General features: G+C 72.1%; 16 protein-coding genes. 10 read left to right on the top strand and 6 right to left on the bottom strand.

Annotated elements, in window-relative coordinates; genetic code table 11:
* Positions 1 to 302 precede the first annotated feature (302 nt).
* On the top strand, positions 303 to 1,640 hold the full coding sequence (locus ACIBK6_RS15660) for a hemolysin family protein (RefSeq protein WP_399051762.1): 1,338 nt from the start codon (positions 303 to 305) through the stop codon (positions 1,638 to 1,640).
* Entirely contained in the window at positions 1,637 to 2,659 is a 1,023-nt protein-coding gene (locus tag ACIBK6_RS15665) for a hemolysin family protein (RefSeq protein ID WP_399051763.1), read from the top strand. Before ACIBK6_RS15660 ends, ACIBK6_RS15665 begins: the two co-directional genes overlap by 4 nt.
* Before the next feature lie 28 nt (positions 2,660 to 2,687).
* Here ACIBK6_RS15665 and ACIBK6_RS15670 read toward each other — a convergent pair whose 3' ends face one another.
* Positions 2,688 to 2,942 carry a holin gene (locus tag ACIBK6_RS15670; protein ID WP_399051764.1) on the bottom strand — a complete coding sequence of 85 codons (255 nt, stop codon included), beginning with the start codon at positions 2,940 to 2,942 and terminating at the stop codon, positions 2,688 to 2,690.
* Between the two features lie 186 nt (positions 2,943 to 3,128).
* On the opposite strand from ACIBK6_RS15670, the gene ACIBK6_RS15675 reads away from it, so the two are divergent.
* Positions 3,129 to 3,965 (top strand): SGNH/GDSL hydrolase family protein, encoded by an 837-nt coding sequence (locus ACIBK6_RS15675; protein ID WP_399051765.1) that lies wholly within the window; start codon positions 3,129 to 3,131, stop codon positions 3,963 to 3,965.
* Between the two features lie 31 nt (positions 3,966 to 3,996).
* Here ACIBK6_RS15675 and ACIBK6_RS15680 read toward each other — a convergent pair whose 3' ends face one another.
* Entirely contained in the window at positions 3,997 to 4,719 is a 723-nt protein-coding gene (locus ACIBK6_RS15680; protein ID WP_399051766.1) for a GNAT family N-acetyltransferase, read from the bottom strand.
* Positions 4,720 to 4,960: 241 nt separating this feature from the next.
* Between ACIBK6_RS15680 and def the strand changes: the two genes are divergently transcribed.
* From def to mug, 3 genes are all read left to right on the top strand, one after another.
* On the top strand, positions 4,961 to 5,608 hold the full coding sequence (gene def, locus ACIBK6_RS15685; RefSeq protein ID WP_399051767.1) for a peptide deformylase: 648 nt from the start codon (positions 4,961 to 4,963) through the stop codon (positions 5,606 to 5,608).
* Between the two features lie 121 nt (positions 5,609 to 5,729).
* On the top strand, positions 5,730 to 7,172 hold the full coding sequence (purB, locus tag ACIBK6_RS15690) for an adenylosuccinate lyase (protein WP_399051768.1): 1,443 nt from the start codon (positions 5,730 to 5,732) through the stop codon (positions 7,170 to 7,172).
* Positions 7,173 to 7,185: 13 nt separating this feature from the next.
* The gene (gene mug / locus ACIBK6_RS15695) at positions 7,186 to 7,725 is read left to right on the top strand and encodes a G/U mismatch-specific DNA glycosylase (protein ID WP_399051864.1); all 540 of its coding nucleotides are present in this window, start codon (positions 7,186 to 7,188) and stop codon (positions 7,723 to 7,725) included.
* An 84-nt stretch (positions 7,726 to 7,809) separates the two neighbouring features.
* Here the strand turns inward: mug and ACIBK6_RS15700 are convergent, their stop codons facing one another.
* From ACIBK6_RS15700 to ACIBK6_RS15710, 3 genes are all read right to left on the bottom strand, one after another.
* On the bottom strand, positions 7,810 to 8,244 hold the full coding sequence (locus tag ACIBK6_RS15700; protein WP_399051769.1) for a hypothetical protein: 435 nt from the start codon (positions 8,242 to 8,244) through the stop codon (positions 7,810 to 7,812).
* 66 nt (positions 8,245 to 8,310) lie between these two features.
* The gene (locus ACIBK6_RS15705; protein WP_399051770.1) at positions 8,311 to 9,057 is read right to left on the bottom strand and encodes an ABC transporter permease; all 747 of its coding nucleotides are present in this window, start codon (positions 9,055 to 9,057) and stop codon (positions 8,311 to 8,313) included.
* Positions 9,058 to 9,060: 3 nt separating this feature from the next.
* Positions 9,061 to 9,993 (bottom strand): ATP-binding cassette domain-containing protein, encoded by a 933-nt coding sequence (locus tag ACIBK6_RS15710; RefSeq protein WP_399051771.1) that lies wholly within the window; start codon positions 9,991 to 9,993, stop codon positions 9,061 to 9,063.
* A gap of 107 nt (positions 9,994 to 10,100) precedes the next feature.
* Here ACIBK6_RS15710 and ACIBK6_RS15715 point away from each other — a divergent pair, with 107 nt between their 5' ends.
* The 3 genes from ACIBK6_RS15715 to ACIBK6_RS15725 all read left to right on the top strand — a co-directional run bounded on the left by ACIBK6_RS15715 (position 10,101) and on the right by ACIBK6_RS15725 (position 13,280).
* Positions 10,101 to 11,273, top strand: a complete 1,173-nt coding sequence (locus ACIBK6_RS15715) for a sensor histidine kinase (protein WP_399051772.1) — start codon at positions 10,101 to 10,103, stop codon at positions 11,271 to 11,273.
* Positions 11,274 to 11,383: 110 nt separating this feature from the next.
* Complete coding sequence (locus ACIBK6_RS15720) at positions 11,384 to 12,034, top strand: response regulator (protein WP_399051773.1); 651 nt, start codon at positions 11,384 to 11,386, stop codon at positions 12,032 to 12,034.
* Positions 12,035 to 12,122: 88 nt separating this feature from the next.
* Entirely contained in the window at positions 12,123 to 13,280 is a 1,158-nt protein-coding gene (locus tag ACIBK6_RS15725; protein ID WP_399051774.1) for an ROK family transcriptional regulator, read from the top strand.
* 139 nt (positions 13,281 to 13,419) lie between these two features.
* Here ACIBK6_RS15725 and ACIBK6_RS15730 read toward each other — a convergent pair whose 3' ends face one another.
* Entirely contained in the window at positions 13,420 to 14,184 is a 765-nt protein-coding gene (locus ACIBK6_RS15730) for a GntR family transcriptional regulator (RefSeq protein WP_399051775.1), read from the bottom strand.
* A 436-nt stretch (positions 14,185 to 14,620) separates the two neighbouring features.
* Here ACIBK6_RS15730 and ACIBK6_RS15735 point away from each other — a divergent pair, with 436 nt between their 5' ends.
* On the top strand, positions 14,621 to 15,484 hold the full coding sequence (locus ACIBK6_RS15735; protein WP_399051776.1) for an alpha/beta fold hydrolase: 864 nt from the start codon (positions 14,621 to 14,623) through the stop codon (positions 15,482 to 15,484).
* Positions 15,485 to 15,773: the final 289 nt, after the last annotated feature.

Below are 15,773 nucleotides of genomic sequence, written 5' to 3' on the forward strand. Positions count from 1 at the left end.
CAAGGGCCGACCGCTGCTGTCCGCGCGCTCGCGGTGCCGCTCTCGGTGGCCTTCGTCGCATGCCTGGCAGGCCGCGGGATACGGTCCCGAGGAGCAGTGGCGCCGCTGGGTGAAGCCGCTCGGCTGAGCCCGGACCCCACCCGACCGCGCTTTGCCACTGCTTTACCATGGGTGCATCACATTTACCCACTGACTGAAAGGTGTGAGCGTCCGCCCATGGGCGAGCCTCCCAGTACCAGTACCGCCGCGCGACACCGCGCGCACCGCCTCCCCCTGGCCGATCATGGGACGGAGGTGACCCGATGACCGAAGTGCTCCTGCTCCTGGTGGCCGTGCTGCTCTCGCTGGTCTGCGGGGTGTTCGTCGCAGCGGAGTTCTCCCTCACCACCGCCGAGCGCAGCGATCTGGAGCGAGCGGTCGAGCGCGGCGAACGAGGCGCCTCCAGTGCCCTCAAGGCCGTCCGCAGCCTCACCTTCCAGTTGTCCGGCGCCCAGCTCGGCATCACCGTCACCGGCCTGGTCATCGGCATGATCGCCAAGCCGTCGATGGCCAGGCTCATCAGCGGACCGCTCGAATCGCTCGGCCTGTCCGCGTCGGCCGCGAGCTCGGTGGCGCTGGTCATCGGCATGGTGCTCTCCACCGTGTTCCTGATGGTCGTCGGCGAGCTGGTCCCCAAGAACTGGGCCATCTCCTCGCCGCTCGCCGTCGCGAAGGTCGTCGCGGCCCCGCAGCGCGCGTTCAGCGCGGCCTTCCGCCCATTGATCAGCCACCTCAACAACTCGGCCAACCACCTGGTGCGCCGCTTCGGCCTGGAGCCCGCCGAGGAGCTCGCCTCCGCGCGCAGCCCGCAGGAGCTGGTGGCGCTCGCCCGGCACTCGGCCAAGGAGGGCGCCCTGGAGGCGGACACCGCCGAGCTGTTCGTCCGTACCCTCAACCTCGCCGAGCTCAACGCCGAGAACGTGATGACGCCCCGCGTGCAGGTCACCGCGCTCGACGTCCAGGCCACCGCCGAGGACGTCGCCAACGCGACCCGCGCCACCGGCCTGTCCCGCTTCCCCGTCTACCGGGGCAGCCTCGACTCGGTCGTGGGCATCGCGCACATCAAGGACGTCCTGGCGGTACCGGCCGAGCGCCGGCACCGCCACCCGGTGACCGCGCTGCTGCGCGAGCCGCTGCTCGTACCGGAAACGCTCACCGTGGACCGGCTCTTGGACCAGCTGTACGGGAAGCGCACCATGGCCGTCGTCATCGACGAGTACGGCGGCACCGCGGGCGTCGTGACCCTGGAGGACATCGTGGAGGAAGTCGTCGGCGAGGTGCGTGACGAGCACGACCCGCACGAGACGCCCGACCTGGCAGCCGCCGGGCAGGACGCCGACGGCCGCACCCTCTACTCCGCGGACGGCGCCGCCCGCGACGACCAGCTCGCCGTCATCGGGCTGCGGGTGCCGGACGGCCCGTACGAGACCCTCGCGGGTCTGATCGCCACCGAGCTGGGACGGATACCGAGGGCCGGCGACAGCGTGGAGCTCGCCGGCTGGCGGATGGACGTGGTCGACGCGACCGGGCGGCGCGCGGCCCGCGTGCTGCTGCACGCGCCGCCGGCCGCCGAGGGCGACGACGAAGAGGCCGGCCGATGATCGCGATCCAGTTCCTGATCGGCCTGGCGACCCTGGTCGTCAACGCGTTCTTCGTCGGTGCGGAGTTCGCGCTGATCTCGGTACGCCGCAGCCAGATCGAACCGCTCGCCGAGGACGGGAACCGCCGTGCCCGCAGCGTCATTTGGGGCCTGGAACACGTCTCGGCCCTGATGGCAGCCGCGCAACTCGGCATCACGCTGTGCACCCTGGTGCTCGGTGTGGTCGCCGAACCGGCCATCGCCCACCTGGTCGAGCCGGTCTTCAACGCGGTGGGCGTGCCGACCGGGCTCGTCCACCCGGTGTCCTTCGTGCTCGCCCTGGCCGTCGCGACGTATCTGCACATGCTGCTCGGCGAGATGGTGCCGAAGAACATCGCGCTGGCCGAGCCCGCGCGCACCGCTCTGCTGCTCGGCCCGCCGCTGGTGACGCTGGCGCGGGCGCTGCGCCCGGTGATCTTCGCGATCAACGCCTTCGCCAACACTCTCCTGAAACTGCTCAGGGTGGACGCCAAGAGCGAGGTCGCGGCCACCTTCTCGGACGACGAACTGGCCCGGCTGGTCACCGACGCGAGCGCCGCCGGACTCCTTGACGAGCGGGCGACCGAGCGGCTGCACGACGCCCTGGAACTGGGGCGCCGACCGGTGCGGGACGTGGTCATGCCACTGGACAAGGTGGTGCGCGCCGAGGTCGGCACGACCCCGGCGGAACTGGAGCGGCTCGCCGCCGGCTCCGGGTTCTCCCGCTTCCCCGTCGTGGACGAGGACAGCCGCATCCTGGGCTATCTGCACGTCAAGGACGCGCTGGACGCGGCGCCGCGCGATGTGGCGTTCCCGGTCGCGGCCCTGCGGCCGATCGCCCGGGTCCGCGCCGCGACACCGCTGGACGACGTCCTGACCGCGATGCGCCGCAGCCGTACGCACCTGGCCGCGGTCCAGGACGAGGATGGCAAGCTGGCGGGCCTGGTGACGATGGAGGACGTGCTGCGGGAGCTCGTGGGGCAGCCGGGGTCCGCGGTCTAGCGGCCGGGGTTCGTGATCCTGCTTCTGCTCAGGGTGCGGGCTTGGCGGGGTGCGGCGGGTTCGTGGTCTCGGTGAGGCCCGGGCCCGCCTGCCCCAGCTGGGACGTTCCGATCGCCATCAGGACGGCGAGCAGCGCGGCGAGACCCGCGGTCGCCAGGGCCGCGGTCCACCGCACGTCGAAGAGGTTGGTCGCACCGGCGGTCAGAACGGCGGCGAGTGCCTGGGCGAAGGTGCGGATGGCACGCTCGGCGGTGGCCTTCCAAAAGGCTGTGGTGAACAACATCGCACGCTCGCTCTCTCGCGGGGCCGGCCCGGCCGCGGACCAAAAACTTGACGTGTTCCTGGCATACCGCGAAACGCCCCCGACGGACAGGCCCCGTGCGGGCCATTCCGATCAGGGGCGGGCGGCGCTCTGCCTGCCCGCAACGCCCGGGCCGCGGACACTACCGCGCGGTAGGATCGCTCCGCCATGGAGATGAATGCTGCCTACACCAGCTTTGCCGCGATCGGGGACTCCTTCACCGAAGGCATGTCCGACCGGCTTCCCGACGGGTCCTACCGGGGCTGGGCCGACGTGCTCGCCACCCGTCTCGCGGCCCGCACAACCGGCTTCCGCTACGCGAACCTCGCCGTGCGCGGCAAGCTCATCGGGCAGATCGCCGAGGAGCAGGCGGCCGCCGCGGCGGAGCTGCGCCCGGACGTCATCACCCTGGTCGGCGGCCTCAACGACACGCTGCGGCCCAAGTGCGACATGGGCCGGGTGCGCGGACTCCTCGCGGAGGCCGTCGAGCAACTGGCCCCCGCCTGCAAGCAGCTCGTGCTGATGCGCAGCCCGGGACGGCGCGGCCCGGTGATGGAACGCTTCCGGCCCCGCATGGAGGAGCTCTTCTCGTACGTCGATGAACTCGCCGACCGGCACGGCGCGTTGGTGGTCGACCTGTACGGTGCCCCGGTCCTCGGCGACCCCCGGCTCTGGGACGTGGACCGGCTGCACCTGACGGCGGCGGGGCACCGCAGGGTGGCCGAGGCGGTCTGGCAGACGCTGGGCCTGGACCCCGAAGACGACTGGCGGGCGCCGCTGCCGCCCGCCGTGCAGCCCGGCTGGACCGCCCGCCGGAGCACCGACCTGCGGTTCGCCCGGCAGCATCTGGTGCCGTGGATCGGACGCCGGGTCACCGGAAGGTCCTCCGGCGACGGCCGGAGCGGGGCCCACTTCGACGCCGGGCGGGGCCGGGCGTTCTGGGTCACGCCGCCGGACGGTTCGGCGCCGGGGCCGGTGGCCGGCTGGACCCGGGTCGAGGACTGAACCACCGCCGCTCCAGCGGGCCGGGTGCCCGCTACCCGGCGGGCCTCTCCCGCGGCACCCTGACCCCGGTGAACCGCGTCGTGCGGCGGAGCCGGAAGCCGAGCGACTCGTACAGGCCGATGGCACCGGTGTTGGCGGCGGCGGTGTGCAGGAACGGTGTTTCGCCCCGCTCCTTGATGCCCGCGGCGACCGCGCGGACCAGGCGGGAACCGAGCCCCCGGCCGCGGAAGGAGGCGTCGGTGCAGACCGCGCTGATCTCGGTCCAGCCCGGCGGGTGCAGGCGCTCGCCGGCCATCGCGACCAGCTGCCCGCCCCGGCGGATGCCCAGGTAGGTGCCGAGCTCGACGGTACGGGGCAGGAACGGCCCCGGCCGGGTGCGCTCCACCAGGGCGAGCATGTCGGGCACGTCGTGCGCGCCGAGCCGTACCGCCTCCTCGTCCGGGCGGACGTCCACCGCCTCGTCGACGAGCTGCACGCCCTCGACGTCGAACGTCACCTCCCAGCCCGCGGGCGTCGCGACCCGCACTCCGGCGAGCGCCACTTCCGCGCCGGGCCCGGCCAGCGCGGCCAGATCCGACCAGTCGGCGGCCTCCGGATCCGGGGGAAGGGCAAGCCAGGGCGACACATCGGTCGGGTAGCGCAGCACCCTGCCGCGCCCCTCGGCGAACAGGGCGTGCGGCCCGGTAAGCGAGGCGTACGCGGGATTGTCCAGCGGATGCGCCGGTATCCCGGTGCGGACGGATGCGTTGGGCATGGTCTCCCTGTCTTCCTCGCTCGGCATGAGGCAACGCCGGACAGTCAGCGGCAGCAGCCGACTGTGTCCTTCAAGGTCCTTCAAGGTCCTTCAAGGTCCTTCAAGGTCCTTCAAGGTCCTTCAAGGTCCTTCAAGGGAAAGATCCGATTCCGGTCGTGCATTCCCGGAAGGCCGGATTTTTCACAGGGCCGACATGAACCCGGTGTACGCACCACGTGATCGTTCTTGGCATGCTGTCCGCATGTCGTCCCCCGCGCTCACCGATCTCGTTGACGAACTCCTCGCCGGCTCCGGCCCCTTGCCGATCGTCTCCGCCGGAGACCCCGTACTGCGCCGGCCCGCCGACCCGGTGGACGACCGGCTCGACCGGCGGCGGCTCGGCCGGCTGATCGAGGCGATGCGCGCCACCATGCACGCCGCCCCCGGGGTCGGTCTCGCCGCGCCGCAGGTGGGCCTCCCGTTGCGGCTCGCGGTCATCGAGGACCCGGCAGAGGTCTCCGAGGAGGTCCGGCAGGTGCGGGGCCGGATCCCGCAGCCGTTCCGGGTCCTGGTCAACCCGTCGTACGACGCCGTCGGGCCCGGCCGGGCCGCGTTCTTCGAGGGCTGCCTGAGCGTGCCCGGCTGGGGAGCGGTCGTCGCCCGGCACGAGAACGTCCGCCTGCGCGCGCTCGACGAGCACGGACGCGAGGTGGACGAGGTGTTCACCGGCTGGCCGGCCCGCATCGTCCAGCACGAGACCGACCACCTCAACGGCACGCTGTACCTGGACCGCGCGGAACTGCGCTCGCTGTCCTCGCGGGAGGCGATGGCCGAGCGCTGGGCTCAGCCCGCCCCCACCGCGGCGGCCGCGGCCCTGGGTTTCGAGCTGCGCGACGACGGTCAGGAGTGAGCGCGGACACCACCGGGGGTCGGCCGCCCGTGCCGTCCGGTGGACCGCGCGCGCTCTCGTAGCAAGGCACAAACCGGGGTGGGGCGCTGGCCTGCAGAAATCGCCAGTAGACTCTGGACACGTGACTGCTGTGTCTGCGAAGCCTCGCATCCCGAACGTTCTGGCCGGCCGCTACGCCTCCGCGGAGCTCGCCGTCCTCTGGTCCCCCGAGCAGAAGGTCAAGCTGGAGCGCCAGCTGTGGCTCGCCGTGCTGCGCGCCCAGAAGGACCTGGGGATCGAGGTGCCCGAGGCCGCACTCGCCGACTACGAGCGCGTCATCGACCAGGTCGACCTCGCCTCCATCGCCGAGCGCGAGAAGGTCACCCGGCACGATGTGAAGGCCCGCATCGAGGAGTTCAACGCGCTCGCCGGGCACGAGCAGGTCCACAAGGGCATGACGTCCCGTGACCTGACCGAGAACGTCGAGCAGCTCCAGATCCGGCTGTCCCTTGAACTGATGCGGGACCGCACGGTGGCCGTGCTGGCCCGTCTCGGCAAGCTGTCCGGCGAGTACGCCGAGCTGGTCATGGCCGGGCGCTCGCACAATGTGGCCGCGCAGACCACGACCCTGGGCAAGCGTTTCGCGACCGCGGCCGACGAGCTGCTCGTGGCGTACGGCCGCCTGGAGGACCTCCTCGCCCGCTACCCGCTGCGCGGGATCAAGGGCCCGGTCGGCACCGCGCAGGACATGCTGGACCTGCTGGGCGGCGACGCCTCGAAGCTGGCCGACCTGGAGCAGCGCATCGCGGGCCACCTCGGCTTCGCGCACGCCTTCACCTCGGTCGGCCAGGTCTACCCGCGCTCGCTCGACTACGACGTGGTGACCGCGCTGGTGCAGCTGGCCGCCGCCCCGTCCTCGGTCGCCAAGACGATCCGCCTCATGGCCGGGCACGAGCTGGTCACCGAGGGCTTCAAGCCGGGCCAGGTCGGCTCGTCCGCGATGCCGCACAAGATGAACACCCGCTCCTGCGAGCGCGTCAACGGCCTGATGGTGATCCTGCGCGGCTACGCCTCGATGACCGGAGAGCTGGCGGGCGACCAGTGGAACGAGGGCGACGTCTCCTGCTCGGTGGTCCGCCGGGTCGCCCTGCCCGACGCGTTCTTCGCCTTCGACGGGCTGCTCGAAACCTTCCTGACGGTCCTCGACGAGTTCGGCGCCTTCCCGGCCGTCGTCGCCCGCGAACTGGACCGCTACCTGCCGTTCCTGGCCACGACGAAGGTCCTGATGTCCGCCGTCCGCGCCGGGGTCGGCCGGGAGGCCGCGCACGAGGTCATCAAGGAGCACGCGGTCGCCTCCGCCCTCGCCATGCGCGAGCAGGGTGCCGAGCGCAACGAGCTCCTCGACAAGCTGGCCGCCGACGAGCGCATGCCGCTCGACCGGGCCCAGCTCGACGCGCTCATGGCCGACAAGCTGTCCTTCACCGGCGCGGCCGGCGACCAGGTCGCCGCGGTGGTCTCCCGGATCGGGGAGATCATCAAGCAGCACCCGGCGGCCGCCGGTTACGCCCCCGGCTCGATCCTCTGATCCTGCGCCCGTGCTGACCCCCGAGGAACTCCAGGCCGCCCGCGACACCGTCATCCCCGACGTGATCGCGGGCGATCTGTCCGTGCTGTTCTGCGGCATCAACCCCAGCCTGATGTCGGGCGCCACGGGCCACCACTTCGCCCGCCCCGGCAACCGCTTCTGGCCGGTGCTCCAGCTGTCCGGTTTCACCCCGAGGCAGTTGCGGCCCTCGGAACAGCATGAGCTCCTCTCGTACGGTCTCGGCATCACCAATGTGGTGGCCCGGGCCACCGCCCGTGCCGACGAAATCGACGCCGAGGAGTTCCGCGAGGGCGGGCGCCTACTGACGGCGAAGGTGGAGCGCCTGCGGCCGCGCTGGCTGGCCGTCGTCGGGGTGACCGCGTACCGCACGGCCTTCGGCGACCGCCGGGCCCAGATCGGCCCGCAGGAGCACACGATCGGCTCGACCAGGGTGTGGGCCCTGCCCAACCCCAGTGGTCTCAACGCCCATTGGACCGCCCAGACCATGGCCGAGGAGTACGGCCGCCTGCGCGTCGCGGCAGACCGCCTCTAGGTCCCTCCCGTTGTGCGTCCCGGGGCTGTGCGCCCGAACCGTGCCGAAGGGCGGGGCGGCGGCGCGGGGTTCAGGCCCAGGCTCTCAGGGAGGGTCCACTTCCGTCACCGTGACGGACAGGTCCCATCCCGGGCCCTCCTCCTCCAGGTCGAGGCCCACCGCGATCCACCGGCCGTCGACCCGCCACAGGTTCAGGAAGTCGAAGCCGACGGCGAACTCCGCCCACGGCTCCGGTATCACCTCGCCCGCCACCAGCCGGGCCTGGGCGCTCCAGAGGCTTATCCACTGCGGTTCCTCCCAGCGGTGGGTGAGCTCCAACACCAGGGCATCGTGATCGGCGACGCATTGCGCGCGCTTTGCGAGCCGTTCCGTCAGGTCCTCCCATTCCTCCTCATCGGCGCTCAGGCATGAGGAGTGGTATCCCGGCCCGCTCACACCCGAGCCGCTTCGGCTGCGCTCCGGGGGGAATTCCCTGGAGCGCAACCAGTCGATGTGCTGGAGATACAGGGCGGTGGTCATGCCGTCAGTAAACCGCCCGGCACTGACAATTGGCGGCTCGTCAGCTCCCGGGGCGCCTCCTTCCGGTCAGGCGTCCCGCCGCCGCAGCGCCCACCAGCCGGCGGCCACCGAGAGCGCCGTCCACGCCGCCAGCACGGCCATCCCGCTCCACGGCCCCAGCGTCCCGGCCGGATCCTGGAGCAGGACCTGCCGGCCCGCCCGGTCCGGCAGGAAGTCGGCCGCGCCGCCACCCTGCGACACGTCTCCCACCACGAACGGGACGACCAGGAACAGCGGCACGAGCACGCTCAGCGCGCCGGTGACGCTGCGCAGCAGAGCGCCGACTCCCGCCGCCAGCAGGCTGATCAGAGCCAGGTACAGGGCGCACCCCATGACCGCACGCAGCGCACCCGGATCTCCGAGGCCTATGCCGAATCCCTTGTCCATCAGCGCCTGACCGCCGAGGAAACTGATCAGGCTGGCCACCAGACCCACGGCGAGGACACATCCGCCCACCACAGCGAGCTTCGCCCCGTAGAACAGCCCCCTGTTGGGCACGGCCGCCAGCGATATCCGGATCCCCGCGTTCTTGTACTCACCCGCCATCGCGATGACACCGAAAATGATCGCGGCCAACTGGCCGAAATTCAGGCCGTAGTAGGAGAACAGCACGGGGTCGAAGTCCGTGCTGCCGGGCTCGGGGCGGCCGAGCGAGCCGCATATGAGGAGGGAGAGGCCGGCCGTCGCGACGGGCACGGTCAGCAGGGAGCCCACCAGGGAGCGCAGCGAACGGATCTTGATCCACTCGGTGTGGAGCACTGCCGGGTACGACATGGTTCACACCTCCCGCGTCATGGTCGGGCGGGCGGAGGCGTACTCCGCCTCATCCGCGGTCAGATCGAGGTAGGCTTGTTCCAACGTGGCTTCCTCATTGGCCAGTTCGAGTATGGGGATGCCCTCGCGTGCGGCGACCGGACCGATCTCGTCGATCCGCGCGCCCTCCACCGTCCAGCGCCCGTCCTCCTCCTGGACCGGGTCGAAGCCCTTGCCGGTCAGAACCGCCCGCAGCCGGGCACCTTCGGTGGTGCGCAGTCTGACCTTCGGCCGGATGCGGGAGTCGATGAAGTCCCGCATCGGGGTGTCGGCGAGGAGCCGTCCCCGGCCGAGGACGACCAGGTGGTCGGCGAACGAGGCGGTCTCGTTCATCAGGTGGCTGGAGACGAGCACCGTCCTTCCCTGGCGGGCGAGGCCTCGCATCAACTCCCTTGTCCAGATGATCCCTTCGGGGTCAAGGCCGTTCGACGGCTCGTCCAGGATCACGACCGCCGGATCGCCGAGCAGGGCGGCCGCGATCCCGAGGCGCTGCCGCATCCCGAGCGAGAACGTCTTGATCCGGCGGCCCGCGACGCTCGCGAGCCCGGCTTCCTCAAGGACCTCGCCCACGCGCCGCACCGGTATGCGGTTGCTCACCGCGAGGGCCAGCAGATGACTGCGGGCCGTGCGGGAGCCGTGCGCGCCCTGGGCGTCGAGCAGCGCACCCACTTCGCGCAGCGGTTCCGCCATGTCCGCGTAGCGACGGCCGCCGATCAGCGCGGTGCCCGAGGTCGGCCGGTCGAGGCCGAGCAGGATGCGCATCGTGGTGGACTTGCCCGCGCCGTTGGGGCCGAGGAAGCCGGTGACCCGGCCGGGCCGCACCCCGAACGTGAGGCGGTCCACGGCCCGCGTGGTGCCGTACTCCTTGCAGAGCTCTTGGACGTCGATCCTTGTCATGCTCCAAGCCTGCCCGTCGGCCCAGGTCAGGGGCCTCCCCCGGCGGTGGGGAGCTTCTCCCCCGCGCGGGGGAGCCGCAGGGATCAACGCGCTGGGACGATGGGCGAATGCGCCGCTCTCTTCGCCTGCTGGCCCGTCCGGTCACGTACACCCGATGGCTGCATCTGCTCATCCCCATCGCGTTCGTGGCGATCTGGCTGTTCATCGACATGGACCGGCTGTATGTCCTGGGGCTGCTCGTCGTGCCGCTCGGGCTGGTTCCGGCGGTGCGTCTCGAAGAGGGCATCCAGGCGCAGTTGCTCCTCACTCCTGGCGAGCGGGGCCGGCCCGACGCGTCGATCGCGATCGCGCCGTCGGCCACGTGGCGCGACCGCTGGCGGACCGTGCTCTGGCTGGAGGCCCGGCTCGTGCTGTCCGGTCTGGCGATAGCGGCGACGGTCTGGCTTCCCATGCTCTCCGTCGACCTGGTGGCGCGGGGGCTGGGCGGGCCGCCGCTCGTCTTCGGCTGGATGGCGTCGTGGCGGTCGCACGGCTGGCTGGTGCCCCTCGCGCTCGTTCCGATCGCCGTCATGCTGGTCTTTCTGGTCCTCGCCGGGGACCTTGTCACCTTCCTCGCCCGCAGGCTGCTCGGGCCGTCGGCCGCCGAGCGGCTCACCGCGCTGGAGGAGCGGACCGAGCTGCTGCTCGAGCGCAACCGCATCGCCCGCGAGATCCACGACTCCATCGGCCATGCGCTGACCGTCGCCGTCGTGCAGGCGGGCGCGGCCCGGGCGGCCAAGGACCCCGCCTTCACCGACCGGGCGCTCGCGGCGATCGAGGAGACCGGCCGGGCCGCCCTGGAAGATCTGGAACGGGTGCTGCTCGTGCTGCGCGAGACGGGTCTGCCGGCCAGTCAGCGGCCCACGCTCCTGGAGGCCGACCGGCTCATCGAGTCGGCCCGCGGTTCGGGTGCCCAGGTCGACGCGGAGTTCTCGGGCCCCCTGGAGCAGGTGCCGGGCCCGGTGTCGCGGGAGGGGTACCGCATCCTCCAGGAAGCGCTCACCAATGTGCTGCGGCACTCGGGCCCGGTGCCCGTGCGGGTCCGCATGGCCGTGCTCGGCATGCGCCTTGAGATGGATGTGACCAATCCGCTGACGGGGGCGGCGCCGAGCGGGAAGGGCGGCAGCGGACTGCGCGGGATGCGGGAGCGGGCCGCGCTGCTCGGCGGGCAGGCGGAGACGGGACCGTACGAAGGCGAGTGGCGGGTGCGGGTGCGGCTGCCGCTGGACAGCCTGGTCTGAAAGCCTGTGCCCAACCCCGCCCGGGCCTGGCCCGCGTTGAGATACGGGCTCCGGCTGACGTTGTCCACAGGCCCCCGAGCCCTTGCGCATGCTGCCACTACGCTGGCCGGATGCCGGTAACCGTACTTCTGGTCGACGACGAGCCCCTGGTCCGCGCGGGGCTGCGGGCGGTGCTCGAAGCGCAGCCCGACATCGAGGTGGTGGGCGAGGCCGCCGACGGCGCGGCCGTGATCCCGCTGGTGCGGCAGCTGCGCCCGGACGTGGTCGCGATGGACGTGCGGATGCCGCTGCTCGACGGGATAGCGGCGACGCGGGCCGTGCTGCGCACGGTCCAGGACCCGCCGAAGATCCTCGTCGTCACGACCTTCGAGAACGACGAGTACGTGTACGAGGCGCTGCGGGCGGGGGCCGACGGCTTCCTGCTCAAGCGGGCCCGGCCCGCCGAGATCGTCAACGCGGTGCGGCTGGTGGCCGAGGGCGATTCGCTGCTGTTCCCGGCCGCGGTGCGCGCGCTGGCCGCCGAATATGGCAACGCCTCGGCGCGCACGGCGCTCGCCGAGGCGGCGCTCACCGACCGCGAGGCCGCGGTGCTGCGGCTGATGGCCCGGGGGCTGTCCAACGCGGAGATCGCCGCCCACCTCATCGTCGGCACGGAGACCGTGAAGACGCATGTCAGCGCGGTGCTCGCGAAGTTGGGCGCCCGCGACCGCACCCAGGCGGTCATCGCCGCGTACGAGTCCGGTTTCGTCGCCCCGAGCTGATGCGTCTCCGTTACCGGCCGCCGCTCGCCGTACACCTGACCAGCGAGTACGATCCGGCAGACACGCGCACGAGCTGGGAGGACACACGTTGGGGCGGCTGACCGGCGGGGACCCCTCGCTGCTGCGGCGGATCAACTCCGCGGTGGTGCTGCACGCGCTGAGAGGCGCGGAATCTCCCACGCTGACCGATCTCACCCGGATCACCGGGCTGTCCCGGCCGACCGTCGAGGGTGTGGTCGAGGGCCTGATGGAGGCGGGGCTCGTGGTCGAGTCGGCTCCTGAGGAGGGCGAGGCCCGGCGTCAGGGCCGACCCGCCCGGCGGTTCCGGTTCCGAGCCGAGGCGGGGCACCTGCTCGGCATAGAGATCGGGCCGCACCGGGTCGCCGCGCTGCTCTCCGGCCTGGACGGCCGGATCTTCGGCGCGGGTTCGCGCGAAGTACCCGAGGCGGCTTCGGCCGACGAGCGCCTGGAGCGGGTCCGCCTGACGGTCGCCGATGTGCTGCGCCGGGCGGGCGTGGCGCGCAGTTCGCTGCGGGCGGTGGGCGTCGGCAGCCCCGGCATCGTCGAGGCGGACGGCACCGTGCGGCTCGGCACGGCGCTGCCGGAGTGGACGGGTCTGCCGCTGGGAGAGCGGCTGCGCCGTTCCTTCCGCTGCCCGGTCCTGGTCGAGAACGACGCCAACGCCGCGGCCGTGGCCGAGCACTGGAAGGGCGCGGCCACCGACTCCGACGACATCGTCTTCGTCATGGCGGGCCTGAGCCCGGGGGCGGGCTCGCTGATCGGCGGTCGGCTGCACCGGGGCTTCGGCGGCGCGGCCGGCGAGATCGGCGCACTGCATCTGCTCGGTCGTGATGTCACGCCCGAGAAGCTGCTCTCCACGACGGACGAGCCGCTGCACCCGCTGGACGAGCAGGCCGTCGCCGATGTGTTCGCGCTGGCCAAACGGGGCGATGCGCGGGCCCAGGCCGCGGTGGAACGGTTCCTGCAGCGGCTGGTGCACGATGTGGCCGCGCTGGTGCTCGCCCTCGACCCGGAGCTCGTCGTCGTGGGCGGCTGGGCGGCCGGCATAGACGGCGTACTGGAGCCGCTGCGCCGGGAGTTGGCGCGCTACTGTCTGCGGCCGCCGCGGGTGGTGCTGTCGCTGCTGGGCGAGGCGGCGGTGGCGACGGGCGCGCTGCGCCTCGCCCTCGACCACGTGGAGGAAGAGTTGTTCGCCGTCGAAGGCACGGTCACGGCACGGCGCTGACGGGCCCTGAAGGTACGGTCACCGACACGGCGCTGAGGCGCCTTGAAGGAAATCGTCACGGCGCGGCGCTGAAGAACCTTCGAGCACAACGGCCCGCGGCTCCGGGGAGCTGCGGGCCGTGCGGTGTGCGGTCGGCCGGTCAGGAGGCCTGGCGCTGCTGGCCGGGGTGGCTGATCTCCAGGTCGCCCGAGTCGCCGAAGGTGAGGCGGCAGGTGTCCGCGCGGTAGGTGGCCACCGAAACGGCCGCGGTGCGGCCCGCGGAGAAGTACCGGGTGGTCACGACGAGGACGGGGGCGCCGGGCAGCCGGTCGAGTTCCTTGGCGTCGTCGGCGCGCGCCGAGCCGAGTTCCACCGCGCGGTCCTGGCCTTCGAGTTCGAGGCGCCGCAGTTCGCGCAGTACCGCGCGGCCTCGGGCCGGGCCCGAGGGCGAGTCGATGGCGGAGAGCTCGGGCACCGAGCCGGCCGGGACGTAGAGGAGTTCGGCGGCGACGGCCTGGCCGTGGCTCACCCGGATCCGGCGGACGGTGTGCATCTCCTCGCCGGTCGCGGCCTCGAAGAGGCGGGCCACCGCGGCGGGCACGGCGGCGGCCGTCGCGTCGGCGGTCTGCCAGTCGTCGCCGGGGGCGCCGGGCCAGTCGTGCCGCGCGGTGGCGACGGAGACGGCGGTGCGCGGCGGGGCGACGGTGGTGCCGACCCCGCGGCGGCGCTGGAGCCGGCCTTCGAGTTCGAGCTGTTCCAGTGCCTGCCTCAGGGTGGCGCGCGCGACGCCGAACCGGGCTGCGAGATCACGCTCGTTGGGCAGGATCTCGCCCACCGCGAAGTCCGAGTCGAGCGCCTCGCTGAGCACCGTCTTGAGGTGCCAGTACTTCGGCTCCGGCACCGATTCCAGCTGCGTGGTCCCCACCCTGATCCTCCGCAATCGCCGTGTGCGCGGCGGGTTTCCGTGCCCTTGTTTATTAAAGGTTCCTGCACTAACTCTGCGACCATAGGGCTGCACACCCCCTTGGTCAAGACCAATCCTCCTTCCGTTACGGAGCGAACATGGGGGTTGCCGCAGAGCGTTCACACGACGTTCGCGCCCCCGTGAGGACTCCGGCCACAGATGAACGAGCGGGGGGAATTGTCCGGATTTCCGTCCGGATTTCGAATGACGGGGCCCGCCAGGCCGATATACGGGGCCCGCCCGGTCGGTACACGGGACCCGCCAGGTCGACATGCCGACATGGGCGGCAGCGGACTTGTCCGGTACGTCTCTTGAACTCCAAGCTACCGAACGGTAATTGTTGCTGACAGGACGTCTAAGTGTGGATCCCAGGACAGACAGGACAGGGAGTAGCAGCATGGCCGCAGAGGTCTCGTTCATGGTCGACACTCCCCGGGGGAGCCGCGCCGTCTCCGTCACCTACCGCAGACAGGGCACGGGCGAACCGCTCCTGCTGCTCCACGGCATAGGACACCACCTCCAGGCCTGGGACCCGGTCTTCGAACTGCTCGCCGCCGAGCGCGACGTGATCGCGATCGACCTGCCCGGCTTCGGTACGTCGCCCGGCCTTCCGGACGGCGTCTCCTACGGCCTGTCCACCGTCGTCCCGGTGCTCGCCGCACTCTGCGAGGCCCTGGAGATCGACCGGCCGCATGTCGCGGGGAACTCGCTCGGCGGACTGCTCGCCCTGGAGCTGGGCCGCGAGAAGCTCGTACGGTCCGTGACGGCGCTCTCCCCCGCGGGCTTCTGGACGCCGTCCGAGCGGCAGTACGCGTTCACGGTCCTGCGGACCATGCGGCAGGTGGCGCGGGCGCTGCCGCTGCCCGTCATCGAGCGGATGTCCCGCACGGCCGCCGGGCGCACCGCGCTGACCAGCACCATCTACGCCCGGCCCGGCCGGCGCTCACCGGCGGCCGTCGTCGCCGAAACGCTGGCGCTGCGCCGGGCGCCCGGCTTCGAGCAGACCCTGGCCGCCGGGCGCGAGGTGCTGTTCGCCGACGACGTGCCCGGGGTGCCGGTGACCGTCGCCTGGGGCAGCAAGGACCGGCTGCTGCTGCGCCGCCAGGGCGTCCGCGCCAAGCACACCGTCCCGGGCGCCCGGCTCGTGCGGCTGCCGGGCTGCGGCCACGTGCCCATGAACGACGACCCCGCCCTGGTGACGCGCGTCATCCTGGACGGAAGCCGCCCCGTCGACGGCGTTTCCGGGACCCAGCACCCCTAGGACCACTCCGGCGCCGACCAGCGCGCTGCCCGCGGCCTGGACGGCTCCGTAGGAACCCGTACCGGCCAAGGGTGCGGTGAAGGCGGCCGCCACCGGGATCAGGCCGGAGAACAGCGTCGCCTTCTCCGCGCCGATCCGCTGCATCCCGCTGTACCAGCAGACGAATCCGACGACCGTGACGACCGCGGCCTGCCACACCAGCGCCATTGCCTCGGTCGGACCGGGAACTTTCAGCGCCGCACTGCCATTGAGGACGGCCGCGGCCACCGCCGACTCGACGGCGGCGACC

The organism is Streptomyces sp. NPDC050485 (assembly GCF_044458185.1).
In the GTDB taxonomy this organism is placed as follows: domain Bacteria; phylum Actinomycetota; class Actinomycetes; order Streptomycetales; family Streptomycetaceae; genus Streptomyces.

Excerpts from the sequence above, each read along its gene's own strand:
- ACIBK6_RS15675 (WP_399051765.1), top strand. The coding sequence starts at position 3,129 with ATGGAGATGAATGCTGCCTACACCAGCTTTGCCGCGATCGGGGACTCC.
- ACIBK6_RS15665 (WP_399051763.1), top strand. The coding sequence starts at position 1,637 with ATGATCGCGATCCAGTTCCTGATCGGCCTGGCGACCCTGGTCGTCAAC.
- ACIBK6_RS15660 (WP_399051762.1), top strand. The coding sequence starts at position 303 with ATGACCGAAGTGCTCCTGCTCCTGGTGGCCGTGCTGCTCTCGCTGGTC.
- ACIBK6_RS15715 (WP_399051772.1), top strand. The coding sequence starts at position 10,101 with ATGCGCCGCTCTCTTCGCCTGCTGGCCCGTCCGGTCACGTACACCCGA.
- ACIBK6_RS15680 (WP_399051766.1), bottom strand. The coding sequence starts at position 4,719 with ATGCCCAACGCATCCGTCCGCACCGGGATACCGGCGCATCCGCTGGAC.
- ACIBK6_RS15710 (WP_399051771.1), bottom strand. The coding sequence starts at position 9,993 with ATGACAAGGATCGACGTCCAAGAGCTCTGCAAGGAGTACGGCACCACG.
- ACIBK6_RS15670 (WP_399051764.1), bottom strand. The coding sequence starts at position 2,942 with ATGTTGTTCACCACAGCCTTTTGGAAGGCCACCGCCGAGCGTGCCATC.
- ACIBK6_RS15700 (WP_399051769.1), bottom strand. The coding sequence starts at position 8,244 with ATGACCACCGCCCTGTATCTCCAGCACATCGACTGGTTGCGCTCCAGG.
- ACIBK6_RS15720 (WP_399051773.1), top strand. The coding sequence starts at position 11,384 with ATGCCGGTAACCGTACTTCTGGTCGACGACGAGCCCCTGGTCCGCGCG.
- ACIBK6_RS15705 (WP_399051770.1), bottom strand. The coding sequence starts at position 9,057 with ATGTCGTACCCGGCAGTGCTCCACACCGAGTGGATCAAGATCCGTTCG.
- ACIBK6_RS15735 (WP_399051776.1), top strand. The coding sequence starts at position 14,621 with ATGGCCGCAGAGGTCTCGTTCATGGTCGACACTCCCCGGGGGAGCCGC.
- def (WP_399051767.1), top strand. The coding sequence starts at position 4,961 with ATGTCGTCCCCCGCGCTCACCGATCTCGTTGACGAACTCCTCGCCGGC.